This is a genomic window from Streptomyces sp. NPDC089915 (assembly GCF_040684675.1).
In the GTDB taxonomy this organism is placed as follows: Bacteria; Actinomycetota; Actinomycetes; order Streptomycetales; family Streptomycetaceae; genus Streptomyces.
This window is the reverse complement of sequence record NZ_JBFBGN010000049.1, coordinates 1-14,675: the sequence shown is the minus strand read 5'-3', so window position 1 is coordinate 14,675 and position 14,675 is coordinate 1. Positions and strand designations below refer to the sequence as shown.

Annotated in this window: 16 protein-coding genes; 4 read left to right on the top strand and 12 right to left on the bottom strand. The window is 72.8% G+C overall.

Annotation, left to right across the window (positions count from 1 at the left end; all coding sequences use genetic code 11):
* Nucleotides 1–130 precede the first annotated feature (130 nt).
* The 9 genes from hpnD to AB0O29_RS17060 form a co-directional block, all read right to left on the bottom strand.
* Nucleotides 131–1,081: a presqualene diphosphate synthase HpnD gene (hpnD, locus tag AB0O29_RS17100; protein WP_365152387.1), complete on the bottom strand. Its 951-nt coding sequence runs from the start codon at nucleotides 1,079–1,081 to the stop codon at nucleotides 131–133.
* A complete protein-coding gene (gene hpnC / locus AB0O29_RS17095) occupies nucleotides 1,078–2,016 on the bottom strand; it encodes a squalene synthase HpnC (RefSeq protein WP_365152385.1) in 939 nt (312 codons plus the stop codon). The genes hpnD and hpnC overlap by 4 nt, the downstream gene beginning before the upstream one ends.
* A gap of 321 nt (nucleotides 2,017–2,337) precedes the next feature.
* A complete protein-coding gene (locus AB0O29_RS17090; RefSeq protein WP_365152383.1) occupies nucleotides 2,338–3,120 on the bottom strand; it encodes an ABC transporter ATP-binding protein in 783 nt (260 codons plus the stop codon).
* A complete protein-coding gene (locus AB0O29_RS17085) occupies nucleotides 3,113–4,048 on the bottom strand; it encodes an ABC transporter permease (RefSeq protein ID WP_365152381.1) in 936 nt (311 codons plus the stop codon). Before AB0O29_RS17085 ends, AB0O29_RS17090 begins: the two co-directional genes overlap by 8 nt.
* A gap of 96 nt (nucleotides 4,049–4,144) precedes the next feature.
* A complete protein-coding gene (locus AB0O29_RS17080) occupies nucleotides 4,145–5,029 on the bottom strand; it encodes a glycosyltransferase (RefSeq protein ID WP_365152379.1) in 885 nt (294 codons plus the stop codon).
* Nucleotides 5,026–5,805: a CDP-alcohol phosphatidyltransferase family protein gene (locus tag AB0O29_RS17075; protein ID WP_365152377.1), complete on the bottom strand. Its 780-nt coding sequence runs from the start codon at nucleotides 5,803–5,805 to the stop codon at nucleotides 5,026–5,028. Before AB0O29_RS17075 ends, AB0O29_RS17080 begins: the two co-directional genes overlap by 4 nt.
* Complete coding sequence (locus tag AB0O29_RS17070) at nucleotides 5,783–6,844, bottom strand: iron-containing alcohol dehydrogenase family protein (RefSeq protein ID WP_365152375.1); 1,062 nt, start codon at nucleotides 6,842–6,844, stop codon at nucleotides 5,783–5,785. The genes AB0O29_RS17075 and AB0O29_RS17070 overlap by 23 nt, the downstream gene beginning before the upstream one ends.
* Complete coding sequence (locus AB0O29_RS17065) at nucleotides 6,832–7,584, bottom strand: phosphocholine cytidylyltransferase family protein (protein WP_365152373.1); 753 nt, start codon at nucleotides 7,582–7,584, stop codon at nucleotides 6,832–6,834. Before AB0O29_RS17065 ends, AB0O29_RS17070 begins: the two co-directional genes overlap by 13 nt.
* Nucleotides 7,581–9,218: a DUF5941 domain-containing protein gene (locus AB0O29_RS17060; protein WP_365152371.1), complete on the bottom strand. Its 1,638-nt coding sequence runs from the start codon at nucleotides 9,216–9,218 to the stop codon at nucleotides 7,581–7,583. The genes AB0O29_RS17065 and AB0O29_RS17060 overlap by 4 nt, the downstream gene beginning before the upstream one ends.
* Between AB0O29_RS17060 and AB0O29_RS17055 the strand changes: the two genes are divergently transcribed.
* From AB0O29_RS17055 to idi, 3 genes are all read left to right on the top strand, one after another.
* Entirely contained in the window at nucleotides 9,186–9,323 is a 138-nt protein-coding gene (locus AB0O29_RS17055) for a hypothetical protein (RefSeq protein WP_365152369.1), read from the top strand. The two genes, AB0O29_RS17060 and AB0O29_RS17055, sit on opposite strands and share 33 nt — an antisense overlap.
* 452 nt (nucleotides 9,324–9,775) lie before the next feature.
* Nucleotides 9,776–11,026, top strand: coding sequence for a bifunctional class I SAM-dependent methyltransferase/N-acetyltransferase (locus AB0O29_RS17050; RefSeq protein WP_365152434.1), 1,251 nt, complete (start codon nucleotides 9,776–9,778; stop codon nucleotides 11,024–11,026).
* Between the two features lie 131 nt (nucleotides 11,027–11,157).
* Entirely contained in the window at nucleotides 11,158–11,760 is a 603-nt protein-coding gene (gene idi, locus AB0O29_RS17045; RefSeq protein WP_365152367.1) for an isopentenyl-diphosphate Delta-isomerase, read from the top strand.
* A gap of 41 nt (nucleotides 11,761–11,801) precedes the next feature.
* On the opposite strand, the gene AB0O29_RS17040 is transcribed toward idi, so the two are convergent.
* Both AB0O29_RS17040 and AB0O29_RS17035 read right to left on the bottom strand, forming a co-directional pair.
* Nucleotides 11,802–12,332, bottom strand: coding sequence for an ATP-binding protein (locus AB0O29_RS17040; protein ID WP_365152365.1), 531 nt, complete (start codon nucleotides 12,330–12,332; stop codon nucleotides 11,802–11,804).
* Between the two features lie 94 nt (nucleotides 12,333–12,426).
* Complete coding sequence (locus tag AB0O29_RS17035; protein WP_365152363.1) at nucleotides 12,427–13,077, bottom strand: DUF308 domain-containing protein; 651 nt, start codon at nucleotides 13,075–13,077, stop codon at nucleotides 12,427–12,429.
* An 80-nt stretch (nucleotides 13,078–13,157) separates the two neighbouring features.
* Between AB0O29_RS17035 and AB0O29_RS17030 the strand changes: the two genes are divergently transcribed.
* The gene (locus AB0O29_RS17030; protein WP_365152361.1) at nucleotides 13,158–13,937 is read left to right on the top strand and encodes an enoyl-CoA hydratase/isomerase family protein; all 780 of its coding nucleotides are present in this window, start codon (nucleotides 13,158–13,160) and stop codon (nucleotides 13,935–13,937) included.
* Here the strand turns inward: AB0O29_RS17030 and AB0O29_RS17025 are convergent.
* On the bottom strand, nucleotides 13,906–14,550 hold the full coding sequence (locus AB0O29_RS17025) for a DJ-1/PfpI family protein (RefSeq protein WP_365152359.1): 645 nt from the start codon (nucleotides 14,548–14,550) through the stop codon (nucleotides 13,906–13,908). The two genes, AB0O29_RS17030 and AB0O29_RS17025, sit on opposite strands and share 32 nt — an antisense overlap.
* Between the last annotated feature and the right edge of the window lie 125 nt (nucleotides 14,551–14,675).

Below are 14,675 nucleotides of genomic sequence, written 5' to 3'. Positions count from 1 at the left end.
GGGCCGGAGGGTGCCGTGCGGCCCGCACCGTCAGACGCGACCCCGCCCCGCATGGTTGCCTGCGCCGGGCCGGTGTGACGGGCTCGGCGCGCCGGGGCGCCGGCCCGGGCCGGGGGCGTGGTCGCGGGCATCAGGTGCGCCTCCGGGCGCGCTGGCGGGAGACGGTGCGGGCGTCGAGGCCGGAGAGGCCGCGGACGGCCACGTACGCCTTCTCGTGGGGCGGCAGCGAGACGCGGCCGCGCAGGACGGCTCCCGGTTCGCGTTCGATGCGGTCCAGCAGGCGCCGGTAGATGCCGGCCATGGCGGCCACGCAGGCGCCGCTGCGCCGGTCGAGCATCGGCAGCAGCCGGTAGCCCTCGGTGAACAGGGCGCGGGCGCGCCGCACCTCGTGGTGGACCAGGCCCGGGAAGTCGGAGCCGGCCGGGAGGCGGCCGGTGCCGAAGCCGTCGGAGCAGCCGAACTTGGCGAGGTCCTCGGCGGGCAGGTAGGTGCGGCCGTTGCCGGCGTCCTCGCGGACGTCGCGGAGGATGTTGGTGAGCTGGAGGGCGAGGCCGAGGGTGTCGGCGTACTCCGCGGCGTGCTCGCCGGGGCCGACGGTGCCGAACACGCCGAGCGAGAGCCGGCCGATGGCGCCGGCGACGCAGCGGCAGTAGGTCTTGAGGTCGTCCCAGGTCTCGTACTCCTGGCCGCGGACGTCCATCAGGACCCCGTCGATCAGTTCGTCGAGGCCGCCGAGCGGGATGGGGAAGCGGCGTGCGGCGTGCGCGAGGGCGACGGCGACCGGGTCGGTGTCGTCCTCGTCGATCTCCTCGGCGCGGATCCGGCCGAGCAGGGCGCGGGTCTCCTCCAGGCGGGCCAGTTTGGCCTCGGGCGGGAGGGTGCCGTCGCCGATGTCGTCGACGCGCCGGGAGAAGGCGTACAGGGCGGACATCGCCTGCCGCTTGTCGGTGGGCAGCAGCCGGATGCCGTACGCGAAGTTGCGTGCCTGGGTTCCGGTCACGGCCTCGCAGTAGCTGTAGGCGGCGAGGACCGGGGCGGACGGAGCGGACGCGTGGTGGAGGCCCTCCACGGTGGGGCTCACCCCTTTCTCGGCGCGGTGCGCAGGACGGCGGCCACCTCGCGCAGGAGGAGGCCGCGGGTGGGCTTGGGCGGGCCGGGCAGGACGTCGAAGCCGGCGGCCGAGACGGCCCGCAGGGCGGCCCGCCCTCCTCCGACGAACCCCGCGAGCAGCAGCCGCAGCCGGCCGTGGACGCTGCCCACGAGCGGGAGGCCCTCGTCCAGCAGCCCCTGCGCGCGCTCCGCCTCGAAGGCGATGAGGGCGCGCACGGAGGCTCCGGCGGAGCGGGCCCCGAGGTCGGCCTCGGTGACGTGGAAGCGCCGCATGTCCTCGGCCGGGAGGTAGATCCGGTCCCGGCCGAGGTCCTCGGCGACGTCCTGGAGGTGTTCGGCGATCTGCAGGGCGGTGCAGACGGCGTCGGAGCGGCGGATCCGCTCGGGGGTACCGGTGCCCGTCAGTTCCAGCACGAGTCGGCCGACGGTGTTGGCGGAGAGCTCGCAGTAGGCGAGGAGTTCGCCGTACGTGGCGTAGCGCGCGACGCGCTGGTCCCGGCGGTTGGCCTCGATGAGCCCGAGGAAGTGCGCGGGGCTGAGGCGGTGCTCGCGGGCCACGGGCTGGAGGGCGAGCAGCAGGGGGTGGCGCGGGGGGCCGTCGGTGCCGCCGAAGACGCGCAGGAGGTCGGCCTCCAGGGCGTCGAGCATCGCGGGGCGGTCGTCGGCGGCGGCGGGGTCGAGGCCGAGGAGGACGGCGTCGCGGCCGCCCGGGGCGAGGTCGCCGTCGCCGATGTCGTCGACGAGGCGGGCGAACCCGTAGACGGCCATGAGGCCCTGGCGCCAGGCGCGGGGCAGGAAGGCCGGGGCGACGGGGAAGTTCTCCGAGGAGGCCTTGGCGAGGGTGGCGCCGGCGGCTGCGCCGGGGGCCGGGGCCGACGGGGGGCGGAGGCCGTGCCCGGGGGTCACCGCCCGCCGCCCGGGGCCGGGACGGCCGCTGTGCCTGGGGGCCGCAGAATTCCCGTAGCCATTGCCGTCACGTCTCCCGTTCTACACTGCCGACCCAAGTCATCCCATTTCGGACACGCCGCGGAGTTTACCGGGGAGTATCCCGGGCGAACCGGCTGCGGGGAATCGTCCCCTCTTGGCGCGATTGAGAACTGGTCCAGCTTACGCTGTACAACACCGCGGGGGCCTATCGGGTGGCCCCCGTGCCCGGAATGTCGGCCGCATGCCGAGGCCCCCGCCGCGAGGTGCGGCAGGGGCCCGGCGGTGCGGCGCGGGGGCGGCTCAGTGGCTGCTGGCCTTCTCGTACGCCGCGACGACCTCTTCGGTGGGCCCGTCCATGAGGAGCTCGCCCTTCTCCAGCCACAGCACCCGGCTGCAGGTGTCGCGGATCGAGTTGTTGTTGTGGCTCACCAGGAAGACCGTGCCGGCCTTCTCCCGCAGCTCGCGGATGCGCGCCTCGGAGCGGACCTGGAACTTGCGGTCGCCGGTGGCCAGCGCCTCGTCGATCATCAGGACGTCGTGGTCCTTGGCCGCGGCGATGGAGAACCGCAGGCGGGCCGCCATGCCGGAGGAGTAGGTGCGCATCGGCAGGGAGATGAAGTCGCCCTTCTCGTTGATCCCCGAGAAGTCGACGATGTCCTGGTAGCGCTCCTTGACCTGCTCGCGGCTCATGCCCATCGCGAGACCGCCGAGGACCACGTTGCGCTCGCCCGTGAGGTCGTTCATCAGGGCGGCGTTGACGCCGAGCAGCGAGGGCTGGCCGTCGGTGTAGACCTTGCCGGACTCGCAGGGCAGCAGGCCCGCGATGGCGCGCAGCAGGGTGGACTTGCCGGAGCCGTTGGAGCCGATGAGGCCGATGGCCTCGCCGCGGTAGGCGGTGAAGGAGACGCCGCGCACGGCGTGCACCCGGCGGACACCGGGCGCGTCCCGGTTGCCCCGGCGCATGATCTTGCTCAGGGCCGCGGTGGCGCTGCCCTTGCCGGAGCTGCCGGTGTTGACGCGGTAGACGATGTGCACGTCGTCGGCGATGACGGTGGGGACCTTGCCCCGGTTGTTCTCAGCCACGGCCGTAACGCTCCTCAGCCTTCCAGAAGTACACGAAACCGCCGAGGCCGATCACCACGGCCCAGCCCACGGCGAAGATCCACACGTGCGGCGGCAGGTTGTGCCGGCCGTAGTCGTCGATCAGCGCGTACCGGATCAGGTCCATGTAGATGGCCGCCGGGTTCCACTGGAGCACGTCGGTGACCCACCCGGGCACGTGCCGGTCCTTGAGCGCCCCGCTGATCGAGAACATGACGCCCGAGGCGTACATCCAGGTGCGGGTGATGAACGGCATCAGCTGCGCGAGGTCGGGGGTCTTCGAGCCCATCCGACCGAAGACCAGCGCGAGGCCGGTGTTGAAGACGAACTGCAGCGCCAGCGTCGGGATCACCAGCAGCCAGGACAGCCTCGGGTAGTTGCCGAAGGAGACCGTGACGATCAGCACGACGATCATCGAGTACAGCAGCTGCTGGAGCTGCTGCATCGAGAAGGAGATCGGCAGGGAGGCGCGCGGGAAGTGCAGGGCGCGGACCAGGCCGAGGTTGCCGGGGATGGCCCGGACGCCCGCCATCAGCGAGCTCTGGGTGAACGTGAAGACGAAGATGCCGGTCACCAGGAAGGGGATGTAGACGCCCTTCTCCATGCCGCGGCCCGCGTTCATGATCAGGCCGAAGATCAGGTAGTAGACCAGCGCGTTCAGCAGCGGGGTCGCCACCTGCCAGATCTGGCCGAGCTTCGCCTCGCTGTACTGGGCGACCAGCTTGGCCCGGGAGAACGCCATGATGAAGTGGCGCCGGTCCCAGAGCTGGCGCACGTAACCGCCCAGGGTGGGCCGCGCGCCGCTGACGGCCAGGCCGTACTTGGCGGCGAGCTGCGCCGGGGTCAGCCCCGCGTCGTCGGACGGCGGCTTGCTCGTGGCGAGGGCGCCGTCGGGGGTTGTGTCACTCACAAGTTGAAACTTTCCGTCTTCCAGATGCGCAGGTGGGGCATCGGGTCTGGAGCGCCGGACCCGTGGTCGGGGCCCATGGTCCCAGACGCGAGCTTCTCAGATGACAGGCGGTCGGCCCAGTCGCGTCAGCCGCCAGACCGTACGCCACCGCATGGGGCGACGGGGGCCGCAGGGGGTGGTCAGACCCTCCTTGAACCCGCCGAACCAGGCCTTGAGCGCGGCCGCCGAGGGCCTGCGCACCAGCGTCAGCGCCAGCCAGACCCCCAGGTATACCGGGACCAGCGGGGCGGGCAGGTTCCGGCGGGCGAGCCATACCCGGTTACGCGCCACCATACGGTGGTAGACCGCGTGGCGGGAGGGGGCCGTCGTCGGGTGCAGCAGCACCATGTCCGCGCGGTAGTCGATCAGCCACCCCGCGTCGAGGGCCCGCCAGGCCAGGTCGGTCTCCTCGTGGGCGTAGAAGAACTCGGCCGGCAGGGCGCCGACCTGCTCGAAGACCTTCGTGCGGACGGCGTTGGCACCGCCCAGGAAGGTGGTCACGCGGGAGGAGCGCATCGGGTCCGAGGCGCGCAGCCGGGGCACGTGGCGGCGCTGGGTGGCGCCGGTGTCCGGGTCGGCGATCCGGAAGCTGACGATCCCGAGCTCCGGGTCCTCGGTGAAGGCCTGCCGGCACAACTCGGCGGTGTCGGAGCGCTCCAGCAGCCCGTCGTCGTCGAGGAAGAGCAGGACGTCCACGTCGCGGCCGCCGGGACCGAAGGCATCGATGCCGGCGTTGCGGCCGCCGGGGATGCCCAGGTTCTCCGGGAGGTGGACGGTCCGTACGTCCTCGGGCAGGCCGGTGAGCTCGACGCCCTGGCCGACGACGACGGTCTCGACGGGGTCGCCGTCCTGCCGGGCCACCGACTCCAGGAGCGCCTTCAGCTCGTCGGGGCGGTTGCCCATGGTGATGATCACCGCGCCGACGCGCAGCGGGGCGCTCACCGCAGCCTGCTCGACACGAGGATGGACACCAGGTGCAGCACCGTCTGGAGCAGCGCGATGCCGGCCAGCACGGCGACGCCCAGGCGGGAGAAGAACAGGTCGCCGCGGACCTGGTCGAGGACCGCCAGCACCAGGATGAGCAGGGAGGCCTCGATCCCGAGGACCAGGCGGTGGAACTTCAGCGCGGCGGCGGCCCTCCGGGCCAGGGCCATGCCGGAGGAGCGCGGCTCGGCGGCGGACTCCTGGACCACGGGCTTGCCCGCCTGGTGGCGGGCGACGCCGACCAGGTCGGTCTCGGCCTTGATCAGGATCGCGCCGAGCGCCGCGAGGGTGCCCAGGAAGGCCCACAGCCAGTCGATCCGGCCGCCGCCCCACAGGTCGGCGGCGCGCAGCCCGAAGCCCACGAGGACCGCCGCGTCGCACAGGTAGGCGCCGACTCGGTCCAGGTAGACGCCGGAGAGCGAGAACTGCTTCTTCCAGCGGGCGACCTCGCCGTCGACGCAGTCGAGCAGCAGGTAGCCCTGGACGGCGAGCACCCCGAGGACGGCGCCCCAGATGCCCGGCACCAGCAGGGCCGGCGCGGCCAGGACGCCGCTCAGGGTCATCACGTAGGTCAGCTGGTTGGGCGTGACCTTGGTGGTGACCAGGAGGCGGGTGACGCGCAGGGAGATCTCGCGCATGTAGAGGCGGCCGCCCCAGTGCTCGCCACTGCGCCGGTCCTTGACGCCCGCCGGGTGAACGACGGGGCGCAGTTCAGCTACGGATGGTCTGGGCATAGTCGGCGTAAGCGTCCCTGATCTCGGCTGCGGACAGGTTGAGGTGCTCCAGGATGGTGAACCGTCCCGGGCGGGTCTGGGGGGCGTACTCCACGGCGGCGACGAACTCGTCGGCGCTGAACCCGATCTCCTCGGGCAGTACGGGCAGGCCGTGGCGGCGCAGCACCTCGACGAAGAGCCCGGACTGCTCGCGGGCGCCGCGCAGGTGCATGGCGAAGGCGGCGCCGATGCCGACCTGCTCGCCGTGGAGCGCGGAGCGTCCGGGGTGGAGCAGGTCGAAGGCGTGGCTGATCTCGTGGCAGGCGCCGGACGAGGGGCGGCTGTCGCCGCTGATCGACATGGCGATGCCGGAGAGGACGAGGGCCTCGGAGAGCACGGTGAGGAACTCGTCGTCGCCGCAGCCGCCGGGGTGGCGCAGCACGGACTCGCCGGCCGTGCGGGCCATCGCGGCGGCCAGGCCGTCCACGGCCTCGCCGGTGATCTTGTGCGAGAGCTCCCAGTCGGCGATGGCCGAGATGTTGGAGATCACGTCGCCGATGCCGGCGCGGACGAAGCGCGTGGGCGCCTCGCGGATCACGTCGAGGTCGATGACCATGGCGATCGGCGTGGGCACCCCGTAGGAGCCCCGGCCGTTGTCGTTGTCCAGGATGGACACCGGGGAGCAGATGCCGTCGTGGGAGAGGTTGGTGGCGATGGCCACCATGGGCAGCCCGACCCGCGCCGCGGCGTACTTCGCCACGTCGATGATCTTGCCGCCGCCCAGGCCCACGACGGCGTCGTAGCGGCGGCCCTTTATGTCGTCGGCGAGCTTGACCGCCGAGTCGATGGTGCCGTCGACGACCGGGTACCAGTCGGCGTGCGGCAGGGCCTGCTCCAGGCGGGCGCGCAGCGCCTGCCCGGAGCCCCCGCTGATCGCGATCGCGAGCCGGCCGGAGGCGGAGATCCGCTGGTCGGCGAGGATGCCGTCCAGCTTGTCCATCGCCCCGCAGCTGATGTCGACGACGACCGGCGAGGGGATCAGCCGCGTCAGTACTGGCATGCGATCGTCCGGCCCTTGGCGAGGTCGTCGTGGTTGTCGATCTCCACCCACTTCACGTCGCCGATGGGGGCGACGTCGATGGTGAAGCCGTCGTTGACGAGCTGCTGGTAGCCGTCCTCGTAGTAGAGGTCGGGGTCGCGCTCGAAGGTGGTCTTCAGGGCCTCGGCCAGCTGCTCGGCGGCCTCGGGCTCGATGAGGGTGACGCCGATGTACTCGCCGGTCGCGTCGGACGGCTCCATCAGCTTCGTGATCTTCCGCACGCCCTCGGCGCCGTCGACCACGACCTTCATCTCCTCGTCGGCCAGGTTCTTGACCGTGTCGAGGGCGAGGATGATCTTCTGGCCGTTGCCGCGGGCGGCGAGGAGGGTCTTCTCGACGGAGACCGGGTGGACGGTGTCGCCGTTGGCGAGGATCACGCCCTGCTTGAGGACCTCACGCGCGCACCACAGGGAGTAGGCGTTGTTCCACTCCTCGGCCTTGTCGTTGTCGATCAGCGTGATCTTGACCCCGTACTTGGCCTCCAGGGCCTCGCGGCGCTCGTACACGGCCTCCTTGCGGTAGCCGACGACGATGGCGACCTCGGTGAGGCCGACCTCGGCGAAGTTGCCCAGGGTCAGGTCGAGGACGGTCAGGCTGTCCTCCCGCCCCTCGGGGCCGACGGGCACGAGCGCCTTGGGCAGGGTGTCGGTGTAGGGACGCAGACGGCGTCCGGCACCGGCAGCGAGTACAAGGCCGATCATGCGGGTTCTCCTTCGTCGTGTACGGCGGGTGCTCCGGCGGAGACCCAGAAGCGGATGCTCTCCACGAGCACCACCAGAGCCACGAACACGGCCAGGGCCGTGAGCGCGACGGGGAACGCGTCACGGGCGACGACGGCGGCCAAGGCCGCGGTCAGCAGGACCCTGCCCTCGTGGCCGCCCGTCGTCCGCACCAGCCAGCGCGGCGGGGCGCCCGAGCCACCGCGGATGCGGTAGACGGTGTCGTAGTGATGGTAGGCGACCGCCGCGACCAGTCCGAATGCGGCCGGAAGGGCCCCGGGGACGTCCGCCTTGACGGCGAGGAGGAGCACGGTCGTGTACTCGGCGGCCCGGAACAGCGGGGGCAGCAGCCAGTCCAGCGGGCCGCGCAGCGGGGCGCCCACGGCGTCACCGCTGAGCAGGACGTACAGCAGGGCGGCGAAGACGACCATCAGGCTGCCGTAGGGCTCGTACCAGGCGGCGCCGACCAGCACGACCGCGCCCAGCACGGCGAAGGGCAGGCGCAGGGTGCGCAGCGGGTGGGAGGCGACCAGCCCGGCGAGCGGGCCCGAGTCGGCGAGGTCGGCCAGGGCCCGCGCGGCCCGGTCGGTGCGCTCGGCCCTGCGCGTCACCGAGCGCAGGACGCGGCCGGCCGTGGTGTACAGCGCGCCGAAGGCGCAGCCGATCAGCAGGGCGTAGAAGACGATCCGGGGGGTGGTCGCCGCGGTGAGGACCGCGATCATCGCCCAGCGCTCACCGATCGGCAGGATGATCATCCGCCGGACCCAGACCGTCCAGCCGACGCTGTCGAGGCGGGTGGAGAGGGCGGCCGTGGGGCTGCCGGTGACGGACTTGCCCGCGGCGGTGGCGTCGACGTTGGCCTCGTTGAAGGAGAAGTCCACCACGTGCCGGCAGGTCATCAGGATCATCGAGCCGAGCGCCAGCGCCCAGACGTCGTCGCCGCCCCGGGCCGCGCCCAGCGCGAGCCCCGCGTAGAAGGAGTACTCCTTGGCCCGGTCGAAGGTGGCGTCCAGCCAGGCGCCCAGCGTCGAGTACTGGAGCGAGTAGCGGGCGAGCTGCCCGTCCGTGCAGTCCAGGACGAAGGAGACGAGCAGCAGCACGCCGGCGGTGACGTACCCCCAGCGCTCGCCGGTGGCCGCGCAGCCCGCCGCGATCAGCGCGGTCAGCAGGGAGGCGGTGGTGACCTGGTTCGGGGTCAGCCCCCGGCGCGCGCACCAGCGGGCGATGTAGCGCGAGTACGGGCTGATGAAGAAGGTGGTGAAGAACCCGTCGCGGGACTTCACGGCGGTGCGCAGCCGGACCGCCTCGTCGTCCACGGCGGCGACGGCGGCCAGCGCCTCGGCGCGCTCCGCCCCGGTCGAGGGGACGGCGGCGACCAGGGTGCCGAGCTCGGGCCACTGCACGGCGGTCCCGGCGGCCTCGACGGCGGCGGCGAGCCGGTCCGGGTACGGGCCCTCGCCGTCCGGGGAAGGCTCTGCGGCCCGCTCCAGGGCCGCGCGGGCCCCGGCCTGGACGGCGAAGGCGCCGGTCACGGCGCAGGCGTCGAAACGCGGGTCGGTCAGCGCGAGGCGCAGCGCGTGCGCGTGCCCGACGAAGCCCGCGTCGACGACGGCCACCCGCTCCCCGGCCGGCACGCCGGCCAGGGCCGCGGCGGTGTCTTCGGGAGCGGGGACCGGGCGGACGTCGAACCCGAGGAGACGGAGCTCGTCTTCAAGCGGTGATCCGGGGACCGGCAGGCCGGTGAGGATGACGGTCGACAGACGAACTCACTCCTTGCAACGAACATTCCGGGCGGGCGCCTCGTGGGCGGCGGCAGAAAGCGCGGCGGCACGGGGGCAGCGGCTGTCGGCAGAGGCTATCGGATGAATGGAAGGCGGCATTCATCAGCCGTTCGGCCCCCATCCGTCCGGTTTGAGAGCGGATGTTAAGGTGGACGCCGACTCGGAACGTGGAAGAGGTGGATTGATGACCGTCGCAGCGATCGCTGCCGTGCGCAGCGAACTCCGGTACATCTCCCCGTCTTCCCGGGCGTCCGGCCGGGTCTGATCCTCTTTCTCGCACACAGCGACAGGCCCCGTCGGCCGGAGCCCCCGTTCAAGGGTTCACGTTGACCGACAACACCAGCACCACCACCGATCACGACAGCTCCGACGACGAGGTCTTCGCGGCCTTCATGGAGCTGCACCGAGGGCTGCCCCGGCAGGCCCCCGGCTCCGACACCTCCACCCGGCACCTGCTGTCCCTGTGCGGGCCGCTGCCCGAGCGGCCGCGCGTCCTCGACGTCGGCTGCGGTCCGGGCCGCAGCGCCCTGCTGCTCGCCGCCGAGGCGGGCGGGGCGGGCCTCGCCGAGGTGACCGCCGTCGACCTGCACGAGCCCTTCCTGGAGGAGCTGCGCGCCGCCGCCTCGGCCCGGGGCCTCGACGGGCGGCTGCGCGCGGTGCGCGCCGACATGGGCGCGCTCCCCTTCGAGGACGGCTCCTTCGACCTCGTGTGGGCGGAGGGATCCGCCTACGTCCTCGGCTTCGACCGGGCGCTGGCCGAGTGGAGGCGGCTGCTCGCGCCCGGCGGCCGGCTCGTCCTCACCGAGTGCGAGTGGACCGCCGCCGAGCCCTCGGCCGGGGCCCGGGCCTTCTGGGACCCGCAGTACCCGTTGCGCTCCACCGCCCGCAACACCGCGGCCGTCCAGGCGGCCGGCTACCGGCTGCTGGGCGGCTTCCTCCAGCCGGACTCCGACTGGGCCGGCTACTACGGGCCGCTCGGCGAGCGGGCCGCTGCGTACACGGCCGACACCCCGGCGCGGGCGGCGGCGCTGGCCGGCGTGCGCGAGGAGCTCGCCGTACGGAAGCGGCACGGGCACGAGTACGGCTACCGGAGCTGGGTGCTGGCCCCGGTGACCGCCGGGGACGGAGCCCCGGGCGGGGGCCGCTGGCGGACCCGGCCGGAGACCGCCGCCGACGCCGGGGCCGTGCGGGCCGTCAACCTGGCGGCCTTCGAGACCCCGCTGGAGGCTGATCTCGTGGACGCGCTGCGCGCCGACGGGTCCTGGCTCCCGGGCCTCTCGTACGTGGCCGAGGGCCCGGACGGGAGGGTGGCGGCGCACGCGCTGCTGACCCGGTGCACGGTGGACGGCGTACCGGCGCTCGCGCTCGCGCCGGTGGCGGCCGACCCCGCCCTGCAGCGTTCGGGCGCGGGCAGCGCCGTCGTCCGGGCGCTGCTCGCGGCCGCCGCGCGGCGCGGGGAGTCGTTGGTGCTGGTCCTGGGGCATCCGTCGTACTACCCGCGCTTCGGGTTCGTCCCGGCGTCCCGCTACGGGATCCGGCCGCCCTTCGAGGTGCCCGACGAGGCGATGATGGCGCTGGTGCTGGACGATTCCGTTCCGGTGCCGGCGGGCACGATCGGGTATCCGGCCCCGTTCGGGATCTGATGCGCTGACAGCTCGTCCGCCCTCCGCCGTTTATCACGCGGCGGGGGGCGGACATGCGCGGATGGCCGAAGTGGGGACAAGCCTCTTTTGTACGGCAGACTGAAGACCGAAGTCCGAAGCGAAGGATGGGTATGCCGACCACATCAGCCACTGACGCCAACAGCAGCGCGTCCGCCGGCACCGGCTCTCAAGAATCGATCATGCTCGAACTGGTCGACGAGTCCGGCAACACCATCGGCACGGCGGAGAAGCTCTCCGCGCATCAGGCCCCCGGTCTGCTGCACCGGGCGTTCTCCGTGTTCCTCTTCGACGAGCAGGGCCGGCTGCTGCTCCAGCAGCGCGCCCTCGGGAAGTACCACTCCCCCGGCGTCTGGTCGAACACCTGCTGCGGCCACCCCTACCCCGGCGAGTCCCCGTTCGCGGCGGCGGCCCGGCGCACCCACGAGGAGCTCGGCCTGTCGCCCTCGCTGCTCGCGGAGGCGGGGACGGTGCGCTACAACCACCCGGACCCCGCGTCGGGCCTGGTGGAGCAGGAGTACAACCACCTGTTCGTGGGACTTGCCCAGGCCTCTCTGGACCCGGATCCGGAGGAGGTCGGGGACACCGCCTTCGTCACGGCCGAGGAGCTGGCGAAGCGGCACGCGGAGGTGCCGTTCTCGGCCTGGTTCATGACGGTGCTCGACGCGGCGCGTCCCGCGATCCGCGAGCTGACCGGCGACGCGGCCGGCTGGTAGCCGCTACGCCGTTCAGGTAGGGGGCGGGGTGGGGACGGGGTTCAGAGGGGGCGGGCCGGGGCCTGGAGCGGCAGGGCCGCCCAGATCACCTTGCCGCCGGTGGAGGTGTGCTCGACGTCGCACACCCCGCCGGCCTCCAGGGTGACCTCCCGGACCAGCAGCAGGCCCCGGCCGCCGGTCTGGCCGAAGTCGGCCTCCAGGGCCTTGGGCCGGTACGGGTGGTCGTCCTCGACGGCCACCCGCACCCACTCCCGGCCCACCGCCACCTCGACGGCCACCTCCGGGGAGAGCAGGGCGGCGTGCCGGACCGAGTTCGTCACCAGCTCGGAGACGATCAGCAGCAGGGAGTACACGAGGTCCTGCGTGGCCGGCACCCCCTGGCGGCCGAGTAGGTCGCGGACCGCCCGGCGGGCCTGCGGAACGGATTCTTCTACCGCCGGCGCGGTGAAGCGCCACACCCCCTCGTACGTGAGGGGGTCGGCCGGAGCCGCCGCCTCACCCCCCCTGGCCTGCGGGATGCTCCCGCTGTCGTCCATCTTCCGGCCCCCGTCTTCACGCTCGATCGTCTCCACGCGTCAAGAGTGGCGAGCAGCCTGGTCCGGACCGCGCCGCTGACCAGAAGTCAGCAGCAATCGGACACTTTCTGACCGGCGGCGTATGACGGAGTCAGTTGTTGGACTGTTCCTGATCCCGTGCGCTCCGCTTGGCAGCGGCTGCCTCGTCTTTCCCTCCGCCCGTCCCCGGGTCGTCCTTGACCAGGCCGAGGATCCGCCGGGCCCCCATGCCCACCGCGATCAGGCTCAGCCCGTCGAACAGCAGGGCGAGGGAGAAGAAGGTCCCGATCACGTACAGGCTGCTGCCGGGCCACCCCCAGAGGATCAGCACGCCGAGCAGGACGCCGAAGGCCCCCTGGACGAGCGAGAGACCGAAGTTGGACCCCCGCACCACCAGGGAGCCCGCGAGGCGGAACACCCCGCCGGTGAGGAAGAGGAGCGCCGCGAACATGGTCAGCGCCTCGGCGCTCGCCTCGGGACGGCGCAGGATCACGAACCCGGCGGCGAGGTTGACCGCGGCGACGATCACGGCCAGCCAGAAGTAGTTGCTCTTGCGGGACTGCACGGCCTGCACCAGGCCCACCACGCCGCCGAGCAGCAGCAGCCAGCCGAAGAGGAACATCGAGGTCAGGGTGGCCACCCCGGCGTAGACCAGGCCCACCAGCCCGGCCAGTACGAGGACCACCCCGAGCAGGGCCAGCAGCCCGAAGCTGCGGTTCAGCCTGCTCTTGTCCTGCTGCTGCTCACCGCGGTCGGCGCCCATGGGCGTGCCACCTCCTCGCACCCCCCGGGGACGGAGTCCCCTTGATCATAGGATCGTCGCCCCGGGATAGCATCCGGCGCATGGACGCAGCCATGGACACGGCCGGGGAAGCGACCCTGCTCACCTCGGTCGCCGACGGGATCGCCACGGTCACCGTCTCCCACCCCGCCAAACGCAACGCGATGACGGCCGCGATGTGGCGGGCCCTGCCGGAGCTGCTCCCGCCGCTGGCCGCCGACCCGGCCGTCCGGGTGCTGGTCCTGACCGGGGCCGGCGCCACCTTCTGCGCGGGCGCCGACATCTCCTCCCTCAAGGGGGACGAGGACCCGCAGGCCCTGGCCGTGGCGGCGGAGGAGGCCCTGGCCGCGTTCCCCAAGCCGACGGTGGCGGCGATCCGCGGCTTCTGCGTGGGCGGCGGCAGCCAGCTGGCGGCGGCGTGCGACCTGCGGTTCGCGGAGGAGGGGGCCCGGTTCGGGGTGACCCCGGCGAAGCTGGGCATCGTCTACCCGGCGTCCTCCACCCGGCGGCTGGCCTCGCTGGTCGGCCCGGCGTGGGCCAAGTACCTGCTGTTCGCGGCGGAGCTGATCGGGGCGGACACCGCCCTGCGCGCCGGATTCCTGAACGAGCTGCTGCCGGCCGGCCGGCTGGACGGGCGGGTGGCGGAGTTCACCCGGATCCTGACCACCCGGTCACGGCTGACCCAGGCCGCGGCGAAGGAGTTCGCGGACGGCCGCACCGACCGGGACGCGTACTGGAGCGCACAGGCCGCCGCGAGCGGCGACACCGCCGAGGGTGTCGCCGCCTTCCTGGAACGCCGGCAGCCCGACTTCAGCTGGCGCCCCGCTCCGTCACGGGACTAGCGGCGCGCAGCCGGGCCACGATCTCGGCCGGGGCCTTGTCCGGGGAACCCGCGTCGTAGGGCGGCTGGGGGTCGTACTCGCACATCAGCTGCACGGTCTGCGCGTACTGGTCCCCCGCGATCCGGCCGAGCAGTCCGAGCCCCATGTCCAGCCCGGAGGAGACCCCGGCGGCGGTGACGTACTTCCCGTCGAAGACGACCCGCTCCCCGGTCGGCTCGGCGCCGAAGGGGGCCAGGTGGTCGAGGTAGAGCCAGTGGCTGGTCGCCCGGCGCCCTTCGAGGAGGCCGGCGGCGGCGAGGAGCAGCGAGCCGGTGCAGACGGACGTGGTCCAGGTGGTGGTGGCGTCGACGGCGCGCAGCCAGTCGAGGACCGCGGGGTTCTTCATCTCGATCTCGGGGTGCGGGCCGCCGGGGACGATGACGATGTCGGGGCGGGTCACCTCGTCGAGCGCCTTCTCGGCGACGAGGACGGCCGCGCCGTTGTCGGTGCGCACCGGCCCGGGACGCTCCGCGACGAAGACGGTCTCGGCACCGTCGAGCCGGCTGAGGGTCTCGTAGGGGCCGATGGCGTCGAGGGCGGTGAAACGGTCGTAGAGCAGGACGGCGATCTGCATGTCTCCTCCGGAGGGGTTGTCGTGACGGCGGGCCGGGGTTTCCTGGGGGCTCCGCCCCCAGACCCCCGCGCCTCAAACGCCGGCGGGGCTGGAATGTGCTGCGCACGGAAAGGGGTCCGGGGCGG

Coding starts and splice junctions, on each gene's coding strand:
- AB0O29_RS17050 (WP_365152434.1), top strand. CDS start 9,776: ATGGAGCTGCACCGAGGGCTGCCCCGGCAGGCCCCCGGCTCCGACACC.
- AB0O29_RS17065 (WP_365152373.1), bottom strand. CDS start 7,584: ATGATCGGCCTTGTACTCGCTGCCGGTGCCGGACGCCGTCTGCGTCCC.
- AB0O29_RS17070 (WP_365152375.1), bottom strand. CDS start 6,844: ATGCCAGTACTGACGCGGCTGATCCCCTCGCCGGTCGTCGTCGACATC.
- AB0O29_RS17035 (WP_365152363.1), bottom strand. CDS start 13,077: ATGGGCGCCGACCGCGGTGAGCAGCAGCAGGACAAGAGCAGGCTGAAC.
- AB0O29_RS17030 (WP_365152361.1), top strand. CDS start 13,158: ATGGACGCAGCCATGGACACGGCCGGGGAAGCGACCCTGCTCACCTCG.
- AB0O29_RS17025 (WP_365152359.1), bottom strand. CDS start 14,550: ATGCAGATCGCCGTCCTGCTCTACGACCGTTTCACCGCCCTCGACGCC.
- AB0O29_RS17075 (WP_365152377.1), bottom strand. CDS start 5,805: ATGCCCAGACCATCCGTAGCTGAACTGCGCCCCGTCGTTCACCCGGCG.
- idi (WP_365152367.1), top strand. CDS start 11,158: ATGCCGACCACATCAGCCACTGACGCCAACAGCAGCGCGTCCGCCGGC.